At 41.4% G+C, this 18,382-nt stretch carries 17 protein-coding genes and 1 pseudogene; 8 read left to right on the top strand and 10 right to left on the bottom strand.

The window, feature by feature from the left end; translation table 11 throughout:
- Positions 1-153: 153 nt before the first annotated feature.
- Positions 154-555: a fasciclin domain-containing protein gene (locus AC2VE5_RS09035; RefSeq protein ID WP_486887429.1), complete on the top strand. Its 402-nt coding sequence runs from the start codon at positions 154-156 to the stop codon at positions 553-555.
- On the opposite strand, the gene AC2VE5_RS09040 is transcribed toward AC2VE5_RS09035, so the two are convergent.
- Together AC2VE5_RS09040 and AC2VE5_RS09045 are read right to left on the bottom strand one after the other, a co-directional pair.
- Positions 552-1,523 (bottom strand): SPFH domain-containing protein, encoded by a 972-nt coding sequence (locus AC2VE5_RS09040; RefSeq protein ID WP_486887430.1) that lies wholly within the window; start codon positions 1,521-1,523, stop codon positions 552-554. The genes AC2VE5_RS09035 and AC2VE5_RS09040 overlap by 4 nt on opposite strands.
- Positions 1,524-1,538: 15 nt before the next feature.
- Positions 1,539-1,973, bottom strand: coding sequence for an NfeD family protein (locus AC2VE5_RS09045; protein ID WP_486887431.1), 435 nt, complete (start codon positions 1,971-1,973; stop codon positions 1,539-1,541).
- A gap of 248 nt (positions 1,974-2,221) precedes the next feature.
- Here AC2VE5_RS09045 and AC2VE5_RS09050 point away from each other — a divergent pair, with 248 nt between their 5' ends.
- Positions 2,222-2,899, top strand: a complete 678-nt coding sequence (locus AC2VE5_RS09050; protein WP_486887432.1) for an SDR family oxidoreductase — start codon at positions 2,222-2,224, stop codon at positions 2,897-2,899.
- Here AC2VE5_RS09050 and AC2VE5_RS09055 read toward each other — a convergent pair whose 3' ends face one another.
- From AC2VE5_RS09055 to AC2VE5_RS09070, 4 genes and pseudogenes are all read right to left on the bottom strand, one after another.
- Complete coding sequence (locus tag AC2VE5_RS09055) at positions 2,900-4,570, bottom strand: alpha-amylase family glycosyl hydrolase (protein WP_486887433.1); 1,671 nt, start codon at positions 4,568-4,570, stop codon at positions 2,900-2,902.
- 150 nt (positions 4,571-4,720) lie between these two features.
- Positions 4,721-4,939 (bottom strand): annotated as a pseudogene (locus AC2VE5_RS09060) (Uma2 family endonuclease); the annotation flags it as partial.
- A 74-nt stretch (positions 4,940-5,013) separates the two neighbouring features.
- A complete protein-coding gene (locus AC2VE5_RS09065) occupies positions 5,014-5,370 on the bottom strand; it encodes a PIN domain-containing protein (RefSeq protein ID WP_486887434.1) in 357 nt (118 codons plus the stop codon).
- A 1,028-nt stretch (positions 5,371-6,398) separates the two neighbouring features.
- Complete coding sequence (locus AC2VE5_RS09070; protein ID WP_486887435.1) at positions 6,399-8,609, bottom strand: phosphoketolase family protein; 2,211 nt, start codon at positions 8,607-8,609, stop codon at positions 6,399-6,401.
- A 274-nt stretch (positions 8,610-8,883) separates the two neighbouring features.
- On the opposite strand from AC2VE5_RS09070, the gene AC2VE5_RS09075 reads away from it, so the two are divergent.
- The 6 genes from AC2VE5_RS09075 (at position 8,884) to AC2VE5_RS09100 (ending at position 15,068) form a co-directional block, all read left to right on the top strand.
- Positions 8,884-10,245 (top strand): DUF7305 domain-containing protein, encoded by a 1,362-nt coding sequence (locus AC2VE5_RS09075; protein WP_486887436.1) that lies wholly within the window; start codon positions 8,884-8,886, stop codon positions 10,243-10,245.
- Positions 10,246-10,746 carry a PulJ/GspJ family protein gene (locus AC2VE5_RS09080; protein WP_486887437.1) on the top strand — a complete coding sequence of 167 codons (501 nt, stop codon included), beginning with the start codon at positions 10,246-10,248 and terminating at the stop codon, positions 10,744-10,746.
- On the top strand, positions 10,724-11,359 hold the full coding sequence (locus AC2VE5_RS09085) for a pilus assembly FimT family protein (protein ID WP_486887438.1): 636 nt from the start codon (positions 10,724-10,726) through the stop codon (positions 11,357-11,359). The genes AC2VE5_RS09080 and AC2VE5_RS09085 overlap by 23 nt, the downstream gene beginning before the upstream one ends.
- A gap of 59 nt (positions 11,360-11,418) precedes the next feature.
- On the top strand, positions 11,419-12,462 hold the full coding sequence (locus AC2VE5_RS09090) for a PulJ/GspJ family protein (RefSeq protein ID WP_486887439.1): 1,044 nt from the start codon (positions 11,419-11,421) through the stop codon (positions 12,460-12,462).
- A gap of 77 nt (positions 12,463-12,539) precedes the next feature.
- Positions 12,540-13,868 carry a diguanylate cyclase gene (locus AC2VE5_RS09095; protein WP_486887440.1) on the top strand — a complete coding sequence of 443 codons (1,329 nt, stop codon included), beginning with the start codon at positions 12,540-12,542 and terminating at the stop codon, positions 13,866-13,868.
- Positions 13,869-13,871: 3 nt separating this feature from the next.
- Positions 13,872-15,068 (top strand): glycosyltransferase family 2 protein, encoded by a 1,197-nt coding sequence (locus AC2VE5_RS09100; RefSeq protein WP_486887441.1) that lies wholly within the window; start codon positions 13,872-13,874, stop codon positions 15,066-15,068.
- On the opposite strand, the gene AC2VE5_RS09105 is transcribed toward AC2VE5_RS09100, so the two are convergent.
- The 4 genes from AC2VE5_RS09105 to AC2VE5_RS09120 form a co-directional block, all read right to left on the bottom strand.
- Complete coding sequence (locus tag AC2VE5_RS09105; RefSeq protein WP_486887442.1) at positions 15,055-15,756, bottom strand: carbonic anhydrase; 702 nt, start codon at positions 15,754-15,756, stop codon at positions 15,055-15,057. The genes AC2VE5_RS09100 and AC2VE5_RS09105 overlap by 14 nt on opposite strands.
- 9 nt (positions 15,757-15,765) lie before the next feature.
- Positions 15,766-16,902, bottom strand: a complete 1,137-nt coding sequence (locus tag AC2VE5_RS09110) for an LbetaH domain-containing protein (protein WP_486887443.1) — start codon at positions 16,900-16,902, stop codon at positions 15,766-15,768.
- Positions 16,903-17,013: 111 nt separating this feature from the next.
- Positions 17,014-17,880, bottom strand: a complete 867-nt coding sequence (gene ylqF / locus AC2VE5_RS09115; RefSeq protein WP_486887444.1) for a ribosome biogenesis GTPase YlqF — start codon at positions 17,878-17,880, stop codon at positions 17,014-17,016.
- A 93-nt stretch (positions 17,881-17,973) separates the two neighbouring features.
- On the bottom strand, positions 17,974-18,381 hold the full coding sequence (locus AC2VE5_RS09120; protein ID WP_486887445.1) for a universal stress protein: 408 nt from the start codon (positions 18,379-18,381) through the stop codon (positions 17,974-17,976).
- Between the last annotated feature and the right edge of the window lies 1 nt (position 18,382).

Genomic DNA, 18,382 nt, shown 5'->3' on the forward strand with positions numbered 1-18,382 from the left:
CCCCCTTAAAAAGGGGGACTTTAATTCTATTTTCCCCACTTTTTAAGGGGAGGCAAAAAGCGGATGAGCTTCCGCTTCCCGCTTTATTGCCGTGGGCTAGGGGGGATCTCCGAGACCTCGTAACCGTTTCATTAACTATCTTTGGTGAAATTAATGCCTGATATTGTCGATATTGCTGTTGGTGCTGGCTCTTTTACAACTTTAGTAACGGCGGTACAACTAGCTAACTTAGTTGAAACTCTCAAAAGCCCCGATCCTTTTACAGTTTTTGCTCCTAATGACGCTGCTTTTGCCAAACTCCCGCCGGGAACTGTACATACTTTAGTTCAGAATATTCCCCAACTATCAAGGATTCTAACTTTTCACGTCGTCCCCGGTAAATTGATGCAAGCAGACTTAGCAAAGCTAGGTACTGTAACTTCTGTTGAAGGTTCGCCCATTAGGATAGATTGTACTGATGGATTTGAAGTCAAAAACGCTACAGTAGTCGCCGCCGATATTGAGGCAGATAATGGTGTAATTCATGTCATTGATACAGTGATTTTGATGGGTTAAGGCTGCTGTAAGCCATGTTCTAACTTGACTTCTGAGACGATATTTCGCATTCCTTCCAACGTAGCTGGAATACTGCGCGGATCGATAAACATAACTTTGCTACTGTCGCTGCTGCCAATTTTCATGCCCATTTCTAAATAATGCTGTGCCAATAAAAATTGCAAGGCTTCGCGAGCGCTAGGCTCGGTTTTCAAAGTTTGGGAGATAATTTGCAAGGCTTCGGCGGTAGCTTGAGCTTTGAGGACTTGCTGCTGGCGTTCGGCTTGAGCTTGAAGAACAATAGTTTTTTGTTGAGCTTCAGCTTGCAAAATTGTGGATTTTTGCCTAGCTTCCGCGTCTAATAGTTGTGCGTCAGCTTTACCTCTGGCACTATTAACGGCAGATTCGCGATCGCCTTCGGATGTCAAAATCGAGGCGCGTTTGCGTCTTTCTGCCGACATTTGCAAATCCATCGATTCTTGGACGGCTTTAGATGGAATCAAATCTCGCAATTCTACTCTTGTTACCTTTACTCCCCAGGGATCTGTCGATATGTCTAATTCTCTCAGCAGTAGCTCGTTGATTTGACTGCGGGCTGAAAAAGTTTGGTCTAATTCTAGTTGTCCCATTTCAGAGCGAATTTGAGTTAGTACCAAGTTCACCATTGCTGACTTGAGATTTTCTACTTTGTAGTAGGCTTTCTCCATATCGACAATTCGCCAATAAACTACCGCATCAACGGTAATTGATACGTTATCGCGGGTAATACATTGCTGGGGAGGAATATCTAAAACTTTTTCGCGGATGGTTTCGCGATAAACAACCTTATCGATAAAAGGAGCAACAAAATTTAGTCCTGGGGAAAGCTTTTTGTTGTAACTACCCAAGCGTTCTACCAAAGCCTCGTTACTTTGATTGATTACTTTCACTGTACCAGCTATTGCCGAGCCACCCAAGGCTAAAAATATTAGTAAAAAAAACTGTTCCATTGTTTTGATCCTATTTTAAGAATCTAATAGGTTTTCGGGAATGACAATTAAAAGCGTTCCTTCTCGTCTAACTACATAGACTTTTTCATAGGGTGCGATCGCATCTTCTCTGTCTTCGCACCGCGCCCGCCACGAATTGCCTTCGTATATTACTCTGCCTTCTTTTCCCGGAGCAATTGCTGTTAAAGTTTCGGCAATAACTGCGTCTTGAAACTTGCGGCTTTGCTTAGCTTTAGGGACAAACCGCCGCGATAGCAATATAAAACTTGTAGACAGCCCCAACCAAAGCACAATTTGTAAGCCTAGATTAGGAATCAGCAATGATACCAACGCCACTATAAAGGCGCTAATTCCCATCATAAAAGCAACAAAAGCTGTGGGAAGTAGCAGTTCTAATAGACATAAAACTGCTCCTGCGATAAGCCATACCAATGTATAAGTTATTAACATTTTGGCATTGGTTGTAAAAAATACTCGCCCCTTAGTGTTGGCGACAATGGCAATAGGCTCAATATAGTAACTAAGAAATGCGATCGCATTTCTGAGCTACTAGGTAAAGCTTGAGTCTATCTTACTAAACTTATGGCATTAATCTATTTTTGGTCAGCACTGCGAACAGTTTAGTCTACCAATTTGCTTGCTCTAGAGGTCTAGTTTGTAACAGCCTTTAAAATAAAGTTAGATTTTATATTTTACCTATGACACTGATTGTAATTACAGGTGTGAGTCGGGGTTTGGGTTTGGCTATGACCGAGCAGTTTATCCAAAAAAAATGCACAGTTATCGGCTGCGCGCGATCGCAAACCGTTGTGCAATTACAACAAAAATTTGGCTCTCCCCACAATTTCACCCAAGTAGATGTCAGCAACGACGAGCAAGTAAAAACTTGGGCAAACCAAATACTTAGTCAATACTCACCACCAGACTTATTACTCAACAATGCTGGCATAATCAATCAACTAGCACCTCTTTGGCAAGTAAGCGCAAAGGAGTTCGATCGCCTAATTGATGTAAATATTAAAGGCGTAGCTAATGTTATTCGCCACTTTGTGCCAGCAATGGTAGCAAAAAACAATGGTGTAGTTGTCAATTTTAGTTCTGGCTGGGGTCGCTCTACTTCACCCCAAGTTGCACCTTACTGCGCCTCCAAATGGGCAATAGAAGGGCTTACCCGCTCCTTGGCTCAAGAATTGCCTGCAAAAATGGCAGCAGTTCCCCTCAATCCTGGGATCATTCATACCGATATGTTAGAAATCTGCTTTGGTGAAGAAGCTGCCGATTATACCTCTGTGCAAAACTGGGTAAAAAAAGCTGTGCCTTTTTTACTCCAGTTGAGTGCCAAGGATAACGGTGTAGGCTTAACTGTACCAAGCTAATTAGTTGCTAACAAATATCTTTGCCGTATAAGCTGGCAAGTCTACCTGCAATCCTTCGCTGCCAATTTTGACCTCCGATGTCCCCAACCATTCGCGCCACACTTCACTAGCAGGAAAATTAGGAACTATATAGGTATCGAAAACGCGATCGCCTAAATTGATAACTACAACTGCTTGACTACCCCCATCATCCCAGCGCCGATAGGCAAAAACTCTAGATTCTGGGTTTTCGTGGAAAAACTCAATATTGTCGCTCTGCAAGGCGCTACATTCTTTGCGTAAGGCGATTAATTGCTGGTAGTAGGCAAATAAATCTTTATTTTCCTCTCGCTCTAGCAACGGCCAAGCAATTTTTTTCGGTTGCGTAACGCTTTCACTTTTGCGCTTGTGTTCGCCAAACTCCTCCCCCATCCACAGCATCGGTATGCCAACGGGGGTCATCAACAGCACCGCGCCTAACTTGGCTCTAATAAATGCTGCTTCGTCAAAAATACCGCGATCGCCTAATTCGCGCATAGTACGCTGGCGATCGTGAGTTGCTAAGTAATTTACTACATTTATTGCTGTGGCATAGCCTTGTTGTTTGGGATCTAAAACTTGCTTGAGATTAGCTAGGTCAAAGGCTTCGCCGCAAATATGGGGCATGATAAAGTAGCGAAAACTCTCATGCCAGCAAGCATCTAAAGGACCTTCAGGTGCAGTAATGGTACTGGTATCGGGTATATTTTCGGCAATATTGTAAAACGGCTTATTTGCAGTATTTTTCTTCGATTGATGAGCTATCCAGTCTAAAAATTCGTTATTAGCTAGTTGGCGCACCGCATCAAAGCGGATGCCATCAATATGATATTCTTGCACCCAAAAGCGCACTACATCCCCAACATATTTCCAAGCTGGTTTAACGTCTAACTTTTCGTCGTAGTTATTGTAATTAAATTCTGGTCCCCAATGATTGGCTGGATCTTCTGGGTAGTGCATATGCTCGTAGTACCAGTAATTTCGGTCTATGAGCATCAAGGGACATTGTTCGTCTGTATGGTTATAAATACCATCCATAAAAACGCGAATTCCTCTAGCATGGCACTCATCAATAAATTGCTTTAATTCTTCTGTAGTTCCGTAGCTAGATTCTGTTGCAAAGAAGTGGCGCACTTTGTAACCCCAACTATAATCGCCGGGATACTCATTGACGGGCATTAGTTCGATCGCATTTATGCCTAAGTCGTGCAGATAATCCAATTTGGAAGTCGCATCTGTATATTTTCCCTTGCGATCGTCGTCTATTTCCCCGCCTGTAAAATCGGCTATATGCAGTTCGTAGATAACTAATTCGTGGTTTTGCGGCAATGGCACATCGTCGTGTTGCCAAACGTAAGTATCAATAATGCGATCGCCACCTTTGACTCGCATTACAGCATATTTTTTTTCTTCATCCACATTTGTAGCATAAGGATCGATAACATCTATCCAGCTATCGGTTTCAAACTGCGGACTTTTGGTTTGGATACGAAACTTGTATTGATAGACTCCATCTGCCAAATCTACCTTAGTACGAAAATAGCCATCTTCGCCTTTTTCCATTGGTATATTTTCCCAGTTAGAAAAAGATCCAATCAAAACAGCTTGCTGATTGCGTGGTGCAAATAAATTAAACTCTATAGAACTTGCCATCTATTTCCCTTTGTCTATGTGCGGAAAGAAAGTTTTAGTAATTACTACCAGCGCCGAGCGCCGACCTAACAGGAACATTTTAATTAATCCGAGCGTAAAAAATAATTAAATACTGCCACGAAGCACACAGCCTTCTAAGATCAATACTCACTACTGTATTATGCCAGCCATAAATTGTGTCATTGCTTCGATTCGTGAAGGTATTAATACGCAACGCGCTAGTAAATCTATATCTAATTTGGGCAAAAGTTCGCTGTACGAGATAGATTCATAATTATCCCCATGCAATCAGTATAGAGAAAGCCGATTATTTTCCCAAAACAAAACTTCAGAAATATTGAAACGTTTATATTTCTCTAGTTTTTTGGAATTACCGCACTTTATAATTAATTTTGCAGTCATAGTTAAGCCCAATTTTCTAATTTAATTTCAGTAATACGCTTTTAGTGACGAATAATACTCGTCACTAAAATTCTATTTTCTGTAAGAGCAACACTAGCAATTAGCAGGTCAAAGTCAGCTATTATTTGCCCGCTTTTGCGAAGCTCTGCTTTTAATTCTTCAAAGCTTCTAAGAGTGCGATCGGTTAAAGTTAGGGCAGGTAATTGCTCGATAAATAGTGAAGCGCGAGTTAAATTTTTTAAAACGCGACTGGAATTATATGCACCGTAGTACAAATCACCAGCAGTAATAACACAAATTGCTATCTGCTCCCATTCTACTGCTAAGAGTCTATCTCGCACAGACTGACGACCTTTCAACCAGTAAATACAAGTATCCCTATCAAGCAAATAGTTCATTGATTATGTTCACTATTAGAATGAGTCCGGCTATTGTAAATATCTGAGATGATTTCTTCAGCAGTGTTTGGATCTTCCCAGGTTCCAAAGGTATTTAAAAAAGCTTGATATGAAGGTTGACTTTTCTGTGATATTTCAAGCTTTTGTAAATTTTCGTCTTCTATCTTACTTGTTTTTTTTTGAGAACTTTCTGCACGATTTTGACAATTCGGGCTTCTAAATTGTCGATTGTAAGAATACTAATAGGCTGCTTAGACTCTAGAGGTAAATTTTCCATAAAAACTCCTATTTCTATACTTTACATATTACTTAATATTTTTAAATTATCCTTATAAATGCACAATATATTTTCAATATGATCTCCGCTAAGCGTCTTAAACGGACTAGGAAATTGGTCAACAGCTATAAATTCACCATTTTTGGCTTCAATGCCTATAGCTATAGCTCCCTTAGTAGCACCAGCATGAAAATGAACTTCATTGAGACTTCATATCTACAATATTTTGCTATCCGAATAGCAACATCATAGGAAGCTAAAGAACCAAAACCATATATATCTTCAGCGACTGACTTTACAAAACTATAAATTTCATTAAAATTATCAAATTTGTCATTGGATAATTTTTTTAAAGCAATATTTGTAGCTTTTTTAAGTCGTTTGCGACCAACACGGCATTGATGATTATCTAATTTTCCTCTTGCATCCTCACTGCGAAATGCTTTTTCAATGGCACTTTTTAAATCATCTGCGTCGCCATACCATTTGTAATACCTTTCTTGCTCTTTTTTGTAGTTATTGACTATATCTATTTAATTATTAAATATTTGTTTATTTTTGGAACAACTTAAGCTATGCCGGGTTTGAGAACAAGCAGTCATAAGTATTTTTTATTAGATATCAATCTTTATCTATTAACTAATTTATTTAGAATAACTAATAATAAAAACCGCAGATATACTATACAAACAAACCTTATAGTGCTTTTCTTTGCGTATATCTGCGGATGATCTAGATTATTAATTCAAGCCTAACTAATCAATTCCATCGCGCGTTTAACTAAGTTTTCCGCAGTTAAACCATTGAACGCCATTAGTTCAGCAGGACTTGCCGTAGTTTCTCCCCGCTTCCAAGCAAAAGTATCGCGCCTTGAGTTGCTACGTAACATAACTGGTTCTAACATCCCGCTTGCGCCAGCCGTTACGCCAACGATCGCATCGCCACCAAATAACGCCTCAAATCCCGCATCATCTAGAAATTCGCCATCTGGTTCGCTGCAACTATCCCAAGCTACATCGGTAGGGCGATAGAGGCGACGAGGATTGACAACGGAAACAATGCGTACGCCCACTTCTTGCGCCTCTAAGTAAGTTGCCGCTTCAAATACGGGCATCAAGACCATATCGCCAACTACAGCAAATACTACAGTTTTAGTGCCTTTTACTTCAGATAGGGCAATCGCACCATCGGCTAAAGCTTGCCTACTTTGCTCAAAAGTAGTCCGAATTGGCAATGGCGACTTACTAGCCGTAATTACAATCCCCTTGTTTTTAGTTGTTAGCGCCCATTCATAGCAAGTTTGAATGCTATTAGCATCTGGAGGAAATACGGGGAAAACATTGCCATTTCGCATCATTGCCGCAAAATAAGCCTCAATTTCTGGACGTTGGTGCGTCCAACCGTTGCGCCCTTGCTCTAAAGCTCCTGCCGTAAATAAAGTAATAACTGATGGTGTAGGACGGCGCAATTCTGCCATAGCTTGGGTGACAGTCTGCATAATGGGCAAACCATTGATGGCAAACGATTCGTAAGAACACCACAAAGTCCGACTACCCATCAAACATAACCCGGCGGCTAATCCCGCACAAGCATCTTCGCTCAATGGCTCATAAACTTGCCCATTGGGGTTTTGATAGTACAAATCGTCGGTAGTCGGGTGAATAATTTTTAAAGCTTGGTTGATATTGGCAATTCCCGATGCTTCATTGCCATCGGCGTTAGTAACAATAAAATTGCGATCGCTTTTCCCCACCATTCCCACTAATTTCCCCATAGCGGTGGTGGCGACTTTGGGTTCCCCAATCGGGTATTCCTCTAAACCTAGCTCGCCCAATACTGACAGTTCTAAAACTGATTCTGTGACCGATGTCCGCCCTGCCGAGCCACCTCCAGACCTTTCAAAGTTTGTTCGTACCAATTCCCACGCCGCCGGGGTTAAAGCACGGGTTTTTAGGGCATTAACGATGTCTGCATTATCCAAAGTGTGCATAGCATAGAGGTTATGAGATTTTGCCCCTTTTGCGTGTACTCCCGCGCCTTTTAACTGCTTAATAATTAGTACCGTTAGCTTGCCCCCTAAAGCTGATTTAGCTGCTCTATCGGCTGCCTCAAGCACTGCTTTTGTAAATTCTAGGCGATGCTCGAAGGAAAAAGCGGTGCTATCAACGTAATCTCCTGGCTGATTTTTGTCGTCAAAATCTTTGGCATTAACTAAAATCACTTCCTCAAAGCCGTTACCTTGCCAGTAGGCAATCATCTCTGAATTAGATTTAGTTGAAACCATGCTGTGATGTTCTTGGCTAAACCCATTCCATACCAATACGGGTAAAAAGTTGGTGACATCAGGATAAGCCGTGTGGAAGTGCGCCATCGAACTAACAATGTAGGGTTCCCCTAATCCACCATCGCCGACAGTAAAGGGAAATAGCTTATCTTTATGCAGTTTTGCCGCAGACATGGCGAAGTGTTGCCCTTGCCCTAAAGGTCCTGCGGGGGCGAGAATACCTGGTATAAAGCCGGATAAGTGACCTAAAAGCCCGTGTTTTTCGCGGTATCTATCACGCAACTGTTGGACGTTGACAATTCCCATGTCTTCTAGAGACTTGTCTAAAAACATTGCACTATAAAAGCCGGGGGCGTGATGTCCAACTTCAGTAATAATATTTTTATGCCCCAGCATCACTAAAGCTGCGTAAGCTTCTGCTTGGCTGGCAAAGCCGCCGGGATGTCCTGACGCTTTACTGGCGGTAACTTGCAAGGTTAGGTAACGCAAGGCATCGGCAGCAAGTAAGGTTTGAAATACAGCATTAGGCGATCGCGGATCTTTAATAGCTGTTTGATTTTGGGCGATCGCAATTTCTTGCCCATAAGTCTCAAATCCTGGCAATGGTTCGCCAAAATACTGAATTCCTTGACAAAAATCTGGAATTGATACCTTTGTTTCTTGAGTCGATATCGTCATGCTTGCTTTCCTGATTATTTAGTCGTTAGTTAAGACTTATTCTACAGTTGTGCTGTTACTCAAATACTCCGCTTTTACTCTGGGGCTGTCAGGAGTAGGGAAGATGATACAGAGCGCTAAATACCCGTATTTTCCCAGGTAAATCTAGGTATAAAACGTAAAATATGAAACTTCTAAGCTTGTTTACCTAAAAGATAATTTAGATGTTAATTTGATTTAGAGCGATCGACCTTCTCAATCAAACATTTAGCATAGAAACTATTGACCATCACAAATGAATTATTTAAAAGCAGCTTTTAAAAATTCTTCTAGCAACCAAGGGTTTGTTTTACCTATTGCTTTAGCGATGGGAATTGTGATGATTTTAGTAGGGGTAGCAGCTATTGCTAGATCTCAAACTACTCGTCTCAACTCCTTTTCGCGATCGCAAACTGCTGGGGGAAGCTTAACTATAGCTGAAGGAGGTGTCGCTAGAACCTTAGCTCAACTTACTAAACCCAACAATAGCGTATTACTAACAAGAGATTATGATTCTATAAATCCTAAAACTAATAAAACTTATCTCGGAACAGATGGAATTTTAAATAGTGGTGACGAAGAAGATACTCCCGTAAATCAGTGGGAAAATCCAAGCGGTGTTTCGTCATGCGGTACTGATTCCAATCAAGGAATTCCCGACATTAATTATGATGGCATAATTGGTGATGGCGACTCTTACGCACTCAAAGCCTATCGTTACAACAATGCCAATGGAACTGGCACTTTATTAATAGAGGGCAAACGAAAAACCTCGGTTTCACTAATTAAGGTAATCGTAACACTTGATGCAATTGCTGGAGATTTTCCTGGTGTTGCTGCCATCGAAAAAATGGAACTAAAAGGGCATGATGTGACTGGCAGCAATGGTAATGTCTACTACGACCCTAAGTTTTCTAATAATACTAGCTTGACAGAATTTTCTGCTCCCGGCGATGCTAATAGACCGGATTATTTAAACGCCATCAAATCCGGTACAAATGACTATGCTGATGATGATAGTATCGATAATGTAAGTGGGAAAATAGTTGCGTGTAAACTAAGTCCTACTTTTGCTTATACTCCTCAAGGCGAAAAGTTAGGCGAGCTTACAGATGATTTGAAACTTTCCGGGTCAAGTAGTGGAATTACTTACTATCAAGCAGACAAGATAGATATTGAAAATAAAATTGTAGAGGTTGATACGACGGCTGGGGCAGTTTATATCTACGTTAACGGACCTGTACAAGTTAAGGGAAATTCACAACTCCGCAATATCAGGACTGATGGCATTCCTGCAAAAGTAGGCGACTTGAGGATTATTATCTCTACTACTGATCAAACGCAGATTTATGGTAAGCCTTGTATTCAAGATGCTTTTTTCTATTCTCCTCGCGGGAACTTGCGGCTAGGCGGTTCCGGTGATGGTTGCCCAAGTAGTGGCAATTCAAATATTGATGGAGTTGTGTGGGTAAGAGAAATTACTAATACTTCAGGTAGTGATTCTGGTATAGCTGTGCCAGATGATGTATCTAGTCTGTCAGATGTTGTAAATAGTAGAGGCTCATCTGGAACTAAAAAGTTCGGTACTATAAAAAGCTGGCAGCGACAACAACAATAAATGCTGCAATCGAGAAAGGATTATCAACAGGGTTTTACGATAATTGAAGTGTTAGTTTCGATGCTAATAGTAGTAATGTTTATTGGAATTGCTATGCACTTAATGGTAGTTGCATCTATTTTTAAAGCTCGCGCCGAACAATACGATCGCGCTGTAGTTTGGATTCAAGAAGACTTAGAATCGGCGATCGCCATTGCCCAAGAATACGAGCAAGACGCTACCCCTTACTCAACAAAATGCAACGCTACTGTAGCAAGTTCTGGACTTGCTGCTGGATTGCTTAACGATCCTACAGGTATTGGCGGTACGCCGAAAAGCTTTGGTCCAAGAAGCTTTGGGGGTGGAAGCTTTACGATGACACGCACGGCAGACTATGCCAATTCTTTCGATCCTTTTAAATTGCTTAAATTAAAATATACCGTTACGCCATCTGGTGGTGGCGCAGCGATCGCAACTATTAGTACGGAGGTAATAGCCAATGCCGCGTTTAAATGCCCATAAAAAGCTGTTTGGTTTTACTTTAATTGAGGTTTTGGTAATTATTTTAGTTGTCGGAATTTTAAGCGCAATTGCTATTCCTAGTTTTATTAGCCTGATTGATAAAGTCAATGTAAATAATGCGGTTATCGAAGTACGAGCAGCTTTACAGACAGGGCAAAGAGAAGCTATTCGTAGAAGTCAAGTTTGTGCTGTTGGCTTAAATTTAGAGGATCGCATAGTCCTAAATTATTGCTCAAGTGACGATCGCAATTTGCCCGATCGAGTAGAACTTGCTTCTAATCTAAGTAAAGATGCTAACTTACCTGGCAGTCCAATCAAAGTCGAATTTGGTGTTTTGGGAACAGCCAAGTTTGACACTGTAGAGGCAGATAATCAAGGAAATAGTAGTTTTTCAAAGATAGAAACAAAGTATTTGGAGGTAGGGTTAAGCCAACCATCCAATCATCAAAGCGATCCCAGTGGCAAAATTGTTTTTTATATAGCTAATTCTTCTTTAAATAAAAAGTGTATTGCCATATCTAATACTTTGGGCTTAGCCAGAGTAGGCAATTATACAGGCAAAATCAAGGAAAATTATAAACTTTTCAAAAACGGGGTTTGTAAGGCAGCTTAGAACAATAATTAATCCATATTGAATCCAAGTTTATTATTTATTAAATAATTTTTAGTTATATGCAAAATAAACTATTTAAGTTATTGAAAAAACTAGCCATTTGGCAAAGACCCAACCGTGGTTTTACCCTAATTGAACTATTAGTAGCGATGGTAATTAGTACAATTGTGATTGGAATTGCTGGCTTTGGTATAGTAACAATTTTAACTATGGACAATAGAGCAGAAGCAAGTATCGAGAGGCAAGTAGACCTCAACCGTGCCTTTGATTTCTTAACTAATGAAATTCACATGGCACAGAGAATAAATTTTACCGCTACTACCGCAGCTAATGGGACAACAGTAACTCTTGATGATGTTGTTGTAAGTTCTGGGCTTGAACTTTCAGATCTAGGCGATTATGGAACTATCGTTTTGTACCTAGAAATCCCCATCAACGATCCTCCTGGGGTTTGTCCTGCCAATAGCCCAGATAATGGAGGGTTTGCACCTCCTTCACCTAGCAACTACGATCGCATTATTTACGATATTCGTGCTAATACGGGAGTATGGCTAGATCCAAAAGTAATCAACCGCTACGGACGTATCCCGAATAACTATGGAATTATCGACCCCTGTAGCAATCCTGTAGCCAGCGATATTTTTGTTGATGCTATTTCTGATATTAATATCAACCCAACCAATTGCACGCCGCCCGCCGTGCTTTCTGGTAGTGGAGGATTTTATGCCTGTACGGAGAGACTAAAAGTAGATCTTTATTTACGTGGCAGAGGTCCGAATGCAACGGCTTACAATATTGCCAGCAAGGCTGTTTCAAGGCTGAGTGGTTATGCTACTACTGAGCCTTTAACTTTATCCGGGACGCGATCGCCTAGTACCGATACAATGGATCTATCTTGGACGTGGACGGGTGCTGCTCAAGGAGTAACTTTTAAGCTCGTTCAGCGTGTAAATGGGGTTGATACAGAAATATACAATGGCTCTGCTCTGACTTTCCCTAGCACGCTTACAGGTAATCTTAAAGACTCAAATTGTTATACAGTTACAGCAATAGTTGACTCAAATACCCCAATTGATAGCAATCAAGTGTGCGAACTTAAATAATCATTTGGGTAAAAACACTGGTTCACATCACTCAAATAAAGGGAAGACTAGATAAGACTATCTTGCCTTAGTTACAAATGAAGCTACCTAACTTACACAAGTCATCGGTAAAAACCCGTTTAGCGATCGCCATGGGAGCTATGTTTGTGCCTTTATTGGTACTAGCAGGAGGTGTACTTTTCTACTTGGAACAAGGCATCAGTGCTTTTGAAAAAACAGAAAATCAAGCTTTGGAGGAGCTATTTCCGGTCACAAATCTAGAATCTTTAATTGTTGCCACCTCAAATCCAGTTAAAAATTACTTGGCTAAGGGCGACTATAGCGATCGCCTCCGCTTTGTCCGCACCAGTCAAGAAATAGATCGAACCTTTGCAGAACTCCTTACCATACCTTCTGATTTACCAGAAAAACAAATACTGCTCCAAGCCAGCCGCAAAGAATGGCAGCAAGCTTTGGCAATCGGTCAAAGTATCTTTAGTTATCCTAATCCTGCTAGCAATCCCCGTGCTGTTCAAGCAGCAGAAAGCTTTTACGAGCGCAATTTTCAAGCTGTTAGCAGACTCAATCAGTTGTATGCGCTACTTACCCATCTCCAAACGGCTGAGAATTTATATCAGGCTAAGAAGGCTAAACAACAAGTGAGGGTGACAGTTGCGATCTCATTTTTGTTGGGTGGAGGTATGGCTGTACTAACTAGCGCGAGTGTCATTAACTCGATCTTACGCCCGTTGAAAGTCCTAGAAAAAGGAGTAGCGAACTTAGGCAATGGGGATTTTTCTTATCGCATCTTTCTAGAAAATCAAGATGAACTAGGACAATTAGCAGTAGCATTTAATCTCATGACGCAAAAGCTAGAACAAAGTCAAAAGGCACTCAAAAATCTAGCAATCATAGATGAGCTAACCGGAGTATGCAATCGCCGCGAGTTCAATTTACAGCTAAAAAATGAGTTAGAACGTTCTCAGCGTTATAGTCATTGTTTTACTTTGCTGCTATTAGATATTGACCACTTTAAAAAACTAAATGACACCTACGGTCATCAAGCGGGAGATGAAGCTTTACGGATAATTGCTGCTTTGCTCAAGCAAGAGTTTCGAGACTTAGATCGAGTAGCACGTTACGGGGGAGAGGAGTTTGTAATAATTTTACCAGAAACTTCAAGCTCTATTGCGTACTCAGTAGCCGAACGAATCCGTCAATTAATTGCAGCTTATCCTCTACCTATTGATAACAAAGAACAGCCAATTAATGTAACAGTTAGCGGCGGACTTGCAACTTTCCCAAAAGATGGAGAGTCTGAGGAAGCTTTAATTCGTAATGCAGATCGATCTCTTTACGCAGCTAAACGATCTGTTCGAAATAAAATTATTATTTATAGTAGTTTGAGCATTGAAAAAATATCTTAAACTATGAAACTTAGTCTCTGCGCGATCGCTCTCAATGAAGAATCAGCTTTACCCAAATGCTTAAGTAGCGTCAAGGGTGTAGTAGATGAGATAGTTTTGCTAGACACAGGTTCAAGCGATCGCACCAAAGAAATTGCTCAAAGTTTCGGCGCTAAGGTCTACGACTATCAGTGGTGCAATGACTTTAGCGCAGCGCGCAACGAGGCGCTAAAGTACGTTCAAGGCGATTGGGTATTGGTATTAGACGCGGATGAAGTATTAGTACCAGAAATTGTCCCTAGCCTCAAGCAAGCAATCGAAAACGAAGCCTATTTACTAATTAATTTACTGCGTTTGGAAGTGGGTGCGGCAAGTTCTCCTTACTCTTTGGTTTCTCGTTTGTTTCGCTTTCACCCCAACATTTATTTTTCTCGTCCTTATCACGCGCTAGTAGATGACAGCATGACGCTAATTTTAGACCGAGAACCGCACTGGAAAATCGGCAATTTGCCTGGAGTTGCGATCGATCACATTGGCTATCAAAAAAATGCAATTAGTTCATTAAATAAGTTTGCCAAAGCAAGAACTGCTATGGAGGGCTTTTTAGCTGCTCATCCTCAAGATCCTTATGTTTGCAGCAAGTTGGGTGCTTTGTATATCGAACAAGATCTAATTCCCAAAGGTATGGAGTTATTAGAACGAGGATTGCAGTCAAAAGATGTTAGCGCAGATATCGAATACGAACTTCACTATCATTTAGGAATTGCCTATAACCGCCTCAAAGTACCTCAAAGCGCGATCGCACATTATCAAAGGGCAATTGCTTGTAATGTATACGAAATGCTCAAGCTAGGCGCTTACAATAATCTGGGCGCTTTGAAACGAGCCACCGGAGACTTAATCGCCGCTAAAAATGCTTTTCAAAAAGCAGTAGAAATTGATGCTAATTTTGCTACGGGTTACTACAACCTCGGATTGACACTAAAAGCAATGGGAAACTTAACAGAGGCGATCGCAGCTTACAATAAAGCGATCGCCATTAATCCAAGTTACGCCGAGGCTTATCAAAATTTGGGCGTAGTCTTATTAAAAGCTGGTTTAGTAGGTGATAGTTTAGCCGCCTTTAATAAAGCAATTGCTTTGCACGACGAGCAAAACCCCGTTGCGGCGCAACAGTTACGTCAAGGCTTGCAAGATATGGGTTTAATTATACAATCGTGACTTCGCCCGTATCCAAATCGTAGCGCCCACCAACAAGTTGTAGTTTGCCTGCGGTAACTAAAGCACTCAACAGCTTAGACTTATTTAATACTTCAAGTTGATACTGCACGTTGGCAATTACGGCATTATTAATGCGATCGCCATCACTATTTTTTACCCTCGCCACCGCAGGCTTAATATCTTCTACAAAAGTACCTATTTCTCCCTCCACAGTCGTACCTTCAACGGCGGTGGTGACTGCTCCGCACCTTTCATGACCTAAAATGACAATGAGTTGAGAGCCGAGTATTTTTGTAGAATACTCCAAACTGCCCATAACTCTAGGACTAACGACATTTCCAGCAATCCTGACGACAAACAAATCTCCCAAACCAGCATCAAAAACTATTTCCGCCGGGAGGCGCGAATCAGCGCAGCTAAGAATTGAAGCAAAAGGATGTTGCGCCGTGGCAATTTCTGCTAAACGAGATCGCAATTGGTGCGGATTAAGCCTTTTGTCTTGGACAAACCTTCTATTGCCCTCTATAAGCTCTTGGAGCGCCAAAGCCGGACTAATAGGCTGGATACTGGTTTCTTGGGCAAAGGCGGCGGGAACTTGCGTTAATGTACTGCCAAGAGCCACCATAGCGCCACTGCTTAGCTTTAAAAAATCTCGACGACCAATAATATACCCATTAGTCCGACTCATTGCTTTACCTTAACGCTGTACTCGTTGCAGTTTATCAGCTTGAGCTTGGGTCGTAATTAGCGCATTATCAGGGACAATTGTGCGATCGCGCAAAGTTACGTCTGCGACTACCGCACCCGCACCGATGGTTACATTATTTCCTACTTTTGATTTGAACAATACCGCATCGTCACCGATAGTTAGGTTATTGCCAACTTCTAAAGGCCCGTGAAAAACAATATTATCGTCAGTATCGAGATTATTGCCAATCTTAATATTTGTGCCTTTAAGAGCGTGAAAAGTTACCCGATCTTCAATTTTGGCATTGTTACCAATAATAATTGGCGCACCTTCATCGGCGCGAATTGATGTCCGTTGACCAACTTTACTATTAGCACCTAATCGCACATCGCCAACAATTCGGGCAAATTCTTCCATTTGTACATTTTTGCCTATTGTTGGTGCTACGGGTTTAGGGTTCCAAGAAGTTTTTGGTGCAGCACTTACACCCGTTACCCCATCGTAGCCTTTTTCTTGATATAGCTCGTTGTAATGCTCGGCGAATTCTTCATTAACTTCTAATACTTCATTTTGAAACTTAGAGTTAGCTTCGGCTTTGGGTTTTAGGGCATCAGCTTGAGCTTGAGTTGTAATTTTAGCTCCAATTGGCACAATGCGATCTTTGGGAATTGTTACCCCCGTAACTGTAGCACCGTGCAGAACAAATACACCATCTTCCAGAGTGCTATTAGTAATCCGCGCTCTAAAACCAATAAAATTGAAGTTGCCTAACTTGGAATTTTTAATTACTGCTTGGTGAGCAATACTAACTTTATTTTGGGTACTACTTGACTTTGCACTGCAAGCAGAAACAGGAGCGGCAGCATTGCGTGATGATATGAAGTGAATATTGTCTTGCAAGTTTGTTTCATTGCCAATACAAATTTTAGTGCCGGGTTCAGCACTTAAAATAGTGTTTGAGGCAACAAAGCTTTTTTCACCAACCGAAACATCCCCAAATAACTCTACTAGCGGACTGAGGAAACTTGAACTTGCTACAACCAATTTGGGAACATTACTAGACTGAGCGAGTACGTCTACTCCTATAACCATAGCCAATGTGGACAGTCCAATAAGAGCAATCGCTACTTGACGAAACTTGAACATAAAATATTTTCTTGAGTAATCAAGGACTAGCAATAAAATTACGACATATTTGTCTGTAATTATTTAAAGAATCCTATCTATTGCCTCAAACCCAGCTATCTTGGGAAAATTTTATATTTCTGGTGGTACTTCCAGAGCGATCGCGCCTAATGCGCCTTTACGAAAATCTGTTAACATCTGTCTTGCGGTACGCTCTACATCTCCTTGATGACGCTTTTGCGCTAACGCCACTAAATAATCTTCTGCGGTCATATCGGCAAAATCAAGGTCATACCGCGCATATAGAGGATTACTTGGTAGCAAATTAGCCGAGTTGAGGGCTAATTGTTGCAGCAAATCGATCAAAACTATTGCTACTCGTTGATTGTCGTAGGAAGCATCGCCAATATCATCGCAAATAGCTAATTTGAACGCATTTAGTTGATTATTTAATTTAATTGGGATAATTCCCGGAGCATCTAATAATTCTAGTTGGTCAGAAATTCGTACCCAACGCAATTGGCGAGTTACCCCCGCCCGCGCCGCACTTTCTACAACTCGCCGATTTAGTAAGCGATTAATCAACGCCGATTTGCCGACGTTGGGAAATCCAATTACTACCGCTCGGACGGGACGAGGCAACATTCCGCGCTGTTGTCGCCTTTGATTGAGTTCTACCCCTGCCATTTGAGCAGCTTTAGCTACGGCGGTTATGCCTTTACCTGCTTGCGCGTCTGTAAAATAAGGATCTTCTCCCTGTTGTCTAAACCACTTCATCCAAGCTTGTTGAGCAGGAGGCAAAATCATATCTAAGCGATTTAATACTAAAACCCGCGCCTTGCTACCTATCCATTCTTGGACTTGGGGATGATGAGTTGCTAACGGGATGCGCGTATCTCGCACCTCTAAAACTACATCTACAAGTTTTAGCTGCTCTTTGAGCGCTTTTTCCGCCTTAGCAATGTGACCGGGATACCACTGGATGGAAGGAGTTGTCATACTTTTATTATCTAGATCTTTAAGAAAAGCAACAACTTTATTACTGTTAACACATATACTCCAGCTATAGAATTGTGATCGCTTTGAACATTATTACGGAACTACTAAAACGGGACAAGGAGAAAGGTTAATTACTCGGTTGGTAACGCTTTCTGAGGCTCCATCTTCGGTCAATCCCAGCCCTCGACAGCCCATAACAATCAAGTTTGCTTCAACTTCGTCGGCGACATCACAAATTGTAAAAGCAGGTTTGCCTGCTCTTTCCAAAACTTCCGCCTGTATCCCTTGCTGACTAAATAAAGCTTGGGCATTTTGCAACAACTGGGCTACGGCTTCTGGGGAAGTCATTACTTGTTCGCCTAGAGATTCTTCGCTTGGCGATTCGATCACCGATAGCAGCACCAAGCGGCTGTGATATTGCTGAACAACATTAACAACAACTTCGGTTGCTTCTTGGGTTTCTCGGCTGCGATCAATGGGAAATAAAACAGTCTTAAACATC

The organism is Aliterella sp. E5.1 (assembly GCF_057473825.1).

Coding starts and splice junctions, on each gene's coding strand:
- AC2VE5_RS09110 (WP_486887443.1), bottom strand. CDS start 16,902: ATGTTCAAGTTTCGTCAAGTAGCGATTGCTCTTATTGGACTGTCCACA.
- AC2VE5_RS09080 (WP_486887437.1), top strand. CDS start 10,246: ATGCTGCAATCGAGAAAGGATTATCAACAGGGTTTTACGATAATTGAA.
- AC2VE5_RS09075 (WP_486887436.1), top strand. CDS start 8,884: ATGAATTATTTAAAAGCAGCTTTTAAAAATTCTTCTAGCAACCAAGGG.
- ylqF (WP_486887444.1), bottom strand. CDS start 17,880: ATGACAACTCCTTCCATCCAGTGGTATCCCGGTCACATTGCTAAGGCG.
- AC2VE5_RS09090 (WP_486887439.1), top strand. CDS start 11,419: ATGCAAAATAAACTATTTAAGTTATTGAAAAAACTAGCCATTTGGCAA.
- AC2VE5_RS09070 (WP_486887435.1), bottom strand. CDS start 8,609: ATGACGATATCGACTCAAGAAACAAAGGTATCAATTCCAGATTTTTGT.
- AC2VE5_RS09055 (WP_486887433.1), bottom strand. CDS start 4,570: ATGGCAAGTTCTATAGAGTTTAATTTATTTGCACCACGCAATCAGCAA.
- AC2VE5_RS09035 (WP_486887429.1), top strand. CDS start 154: ATGCCTGATATTGTCGATATTGCTGTTGGTGCTGGCTCTTTTACAACT.
- AC2VE5_RS09105 (WP_486887442.1), bottom strand. CDS start 15,756: ATGAGTCGGACTAATGGGTATATTATTGGTCGTCGAGATTTTTTAAAG.
- AC2VE5_RS09095 (WP_486887440.1), top strand. CDS start 12,540: ATGAAGCTACCTAACTTACACAAGTCATCGGTAAAAACCCGTTTAGCG.
- AC2VE5_RS09050 (WP_486887432.1), top strand. CDS start 2,222: ATGACACTGATTGTAATTACAGGTGTGAGTCGGGGTTTGGGTTTGGCT.
- AC2VE5_RS09045 (WP_486887431.1), bottom strand. CDS start 1,973: ATGTTAATAACTTATACATTGGTATGGCTTATCGCAGGAGCAGTTTTA.
- AC2VE5_RS09100 (WP_486887441.1), top strand. CDS start 13,872: ATGAAACTTAGTCTCTGCGCGATCGCTCTCAATGAAGAATCAGCTTTA.
- AC2VE5_RS09040 (WP_486887430.1), bottom strand. CDS start 1,523: ATGGAACAGTTTTTTTTACTAATATTTTTAGCCTTGGGTGGCTCGGCA.
- AC2VE5_RS09120 (WP_486887445.1), bottom strand. CDS start 18,381: ATGTTTAAGACTGTTTTATTTCCCATTGATCGCAGCCGAGAAACCCAA.
- AC2VE5_RS09085 (WP_486887438.1), top strand. CDS start 10,724: ATGCCGCGTTTAAATGCCCATAAAAAGCTGTTTGGTTTTACTTTAATT.
- AC2VE5_RS09065 (WP_486887434.1), bottom strand. CDS start 5,370: ATGAACTATTTGCTTGATAGGGATACTTGTATTTACTGGTTGAAAGGT.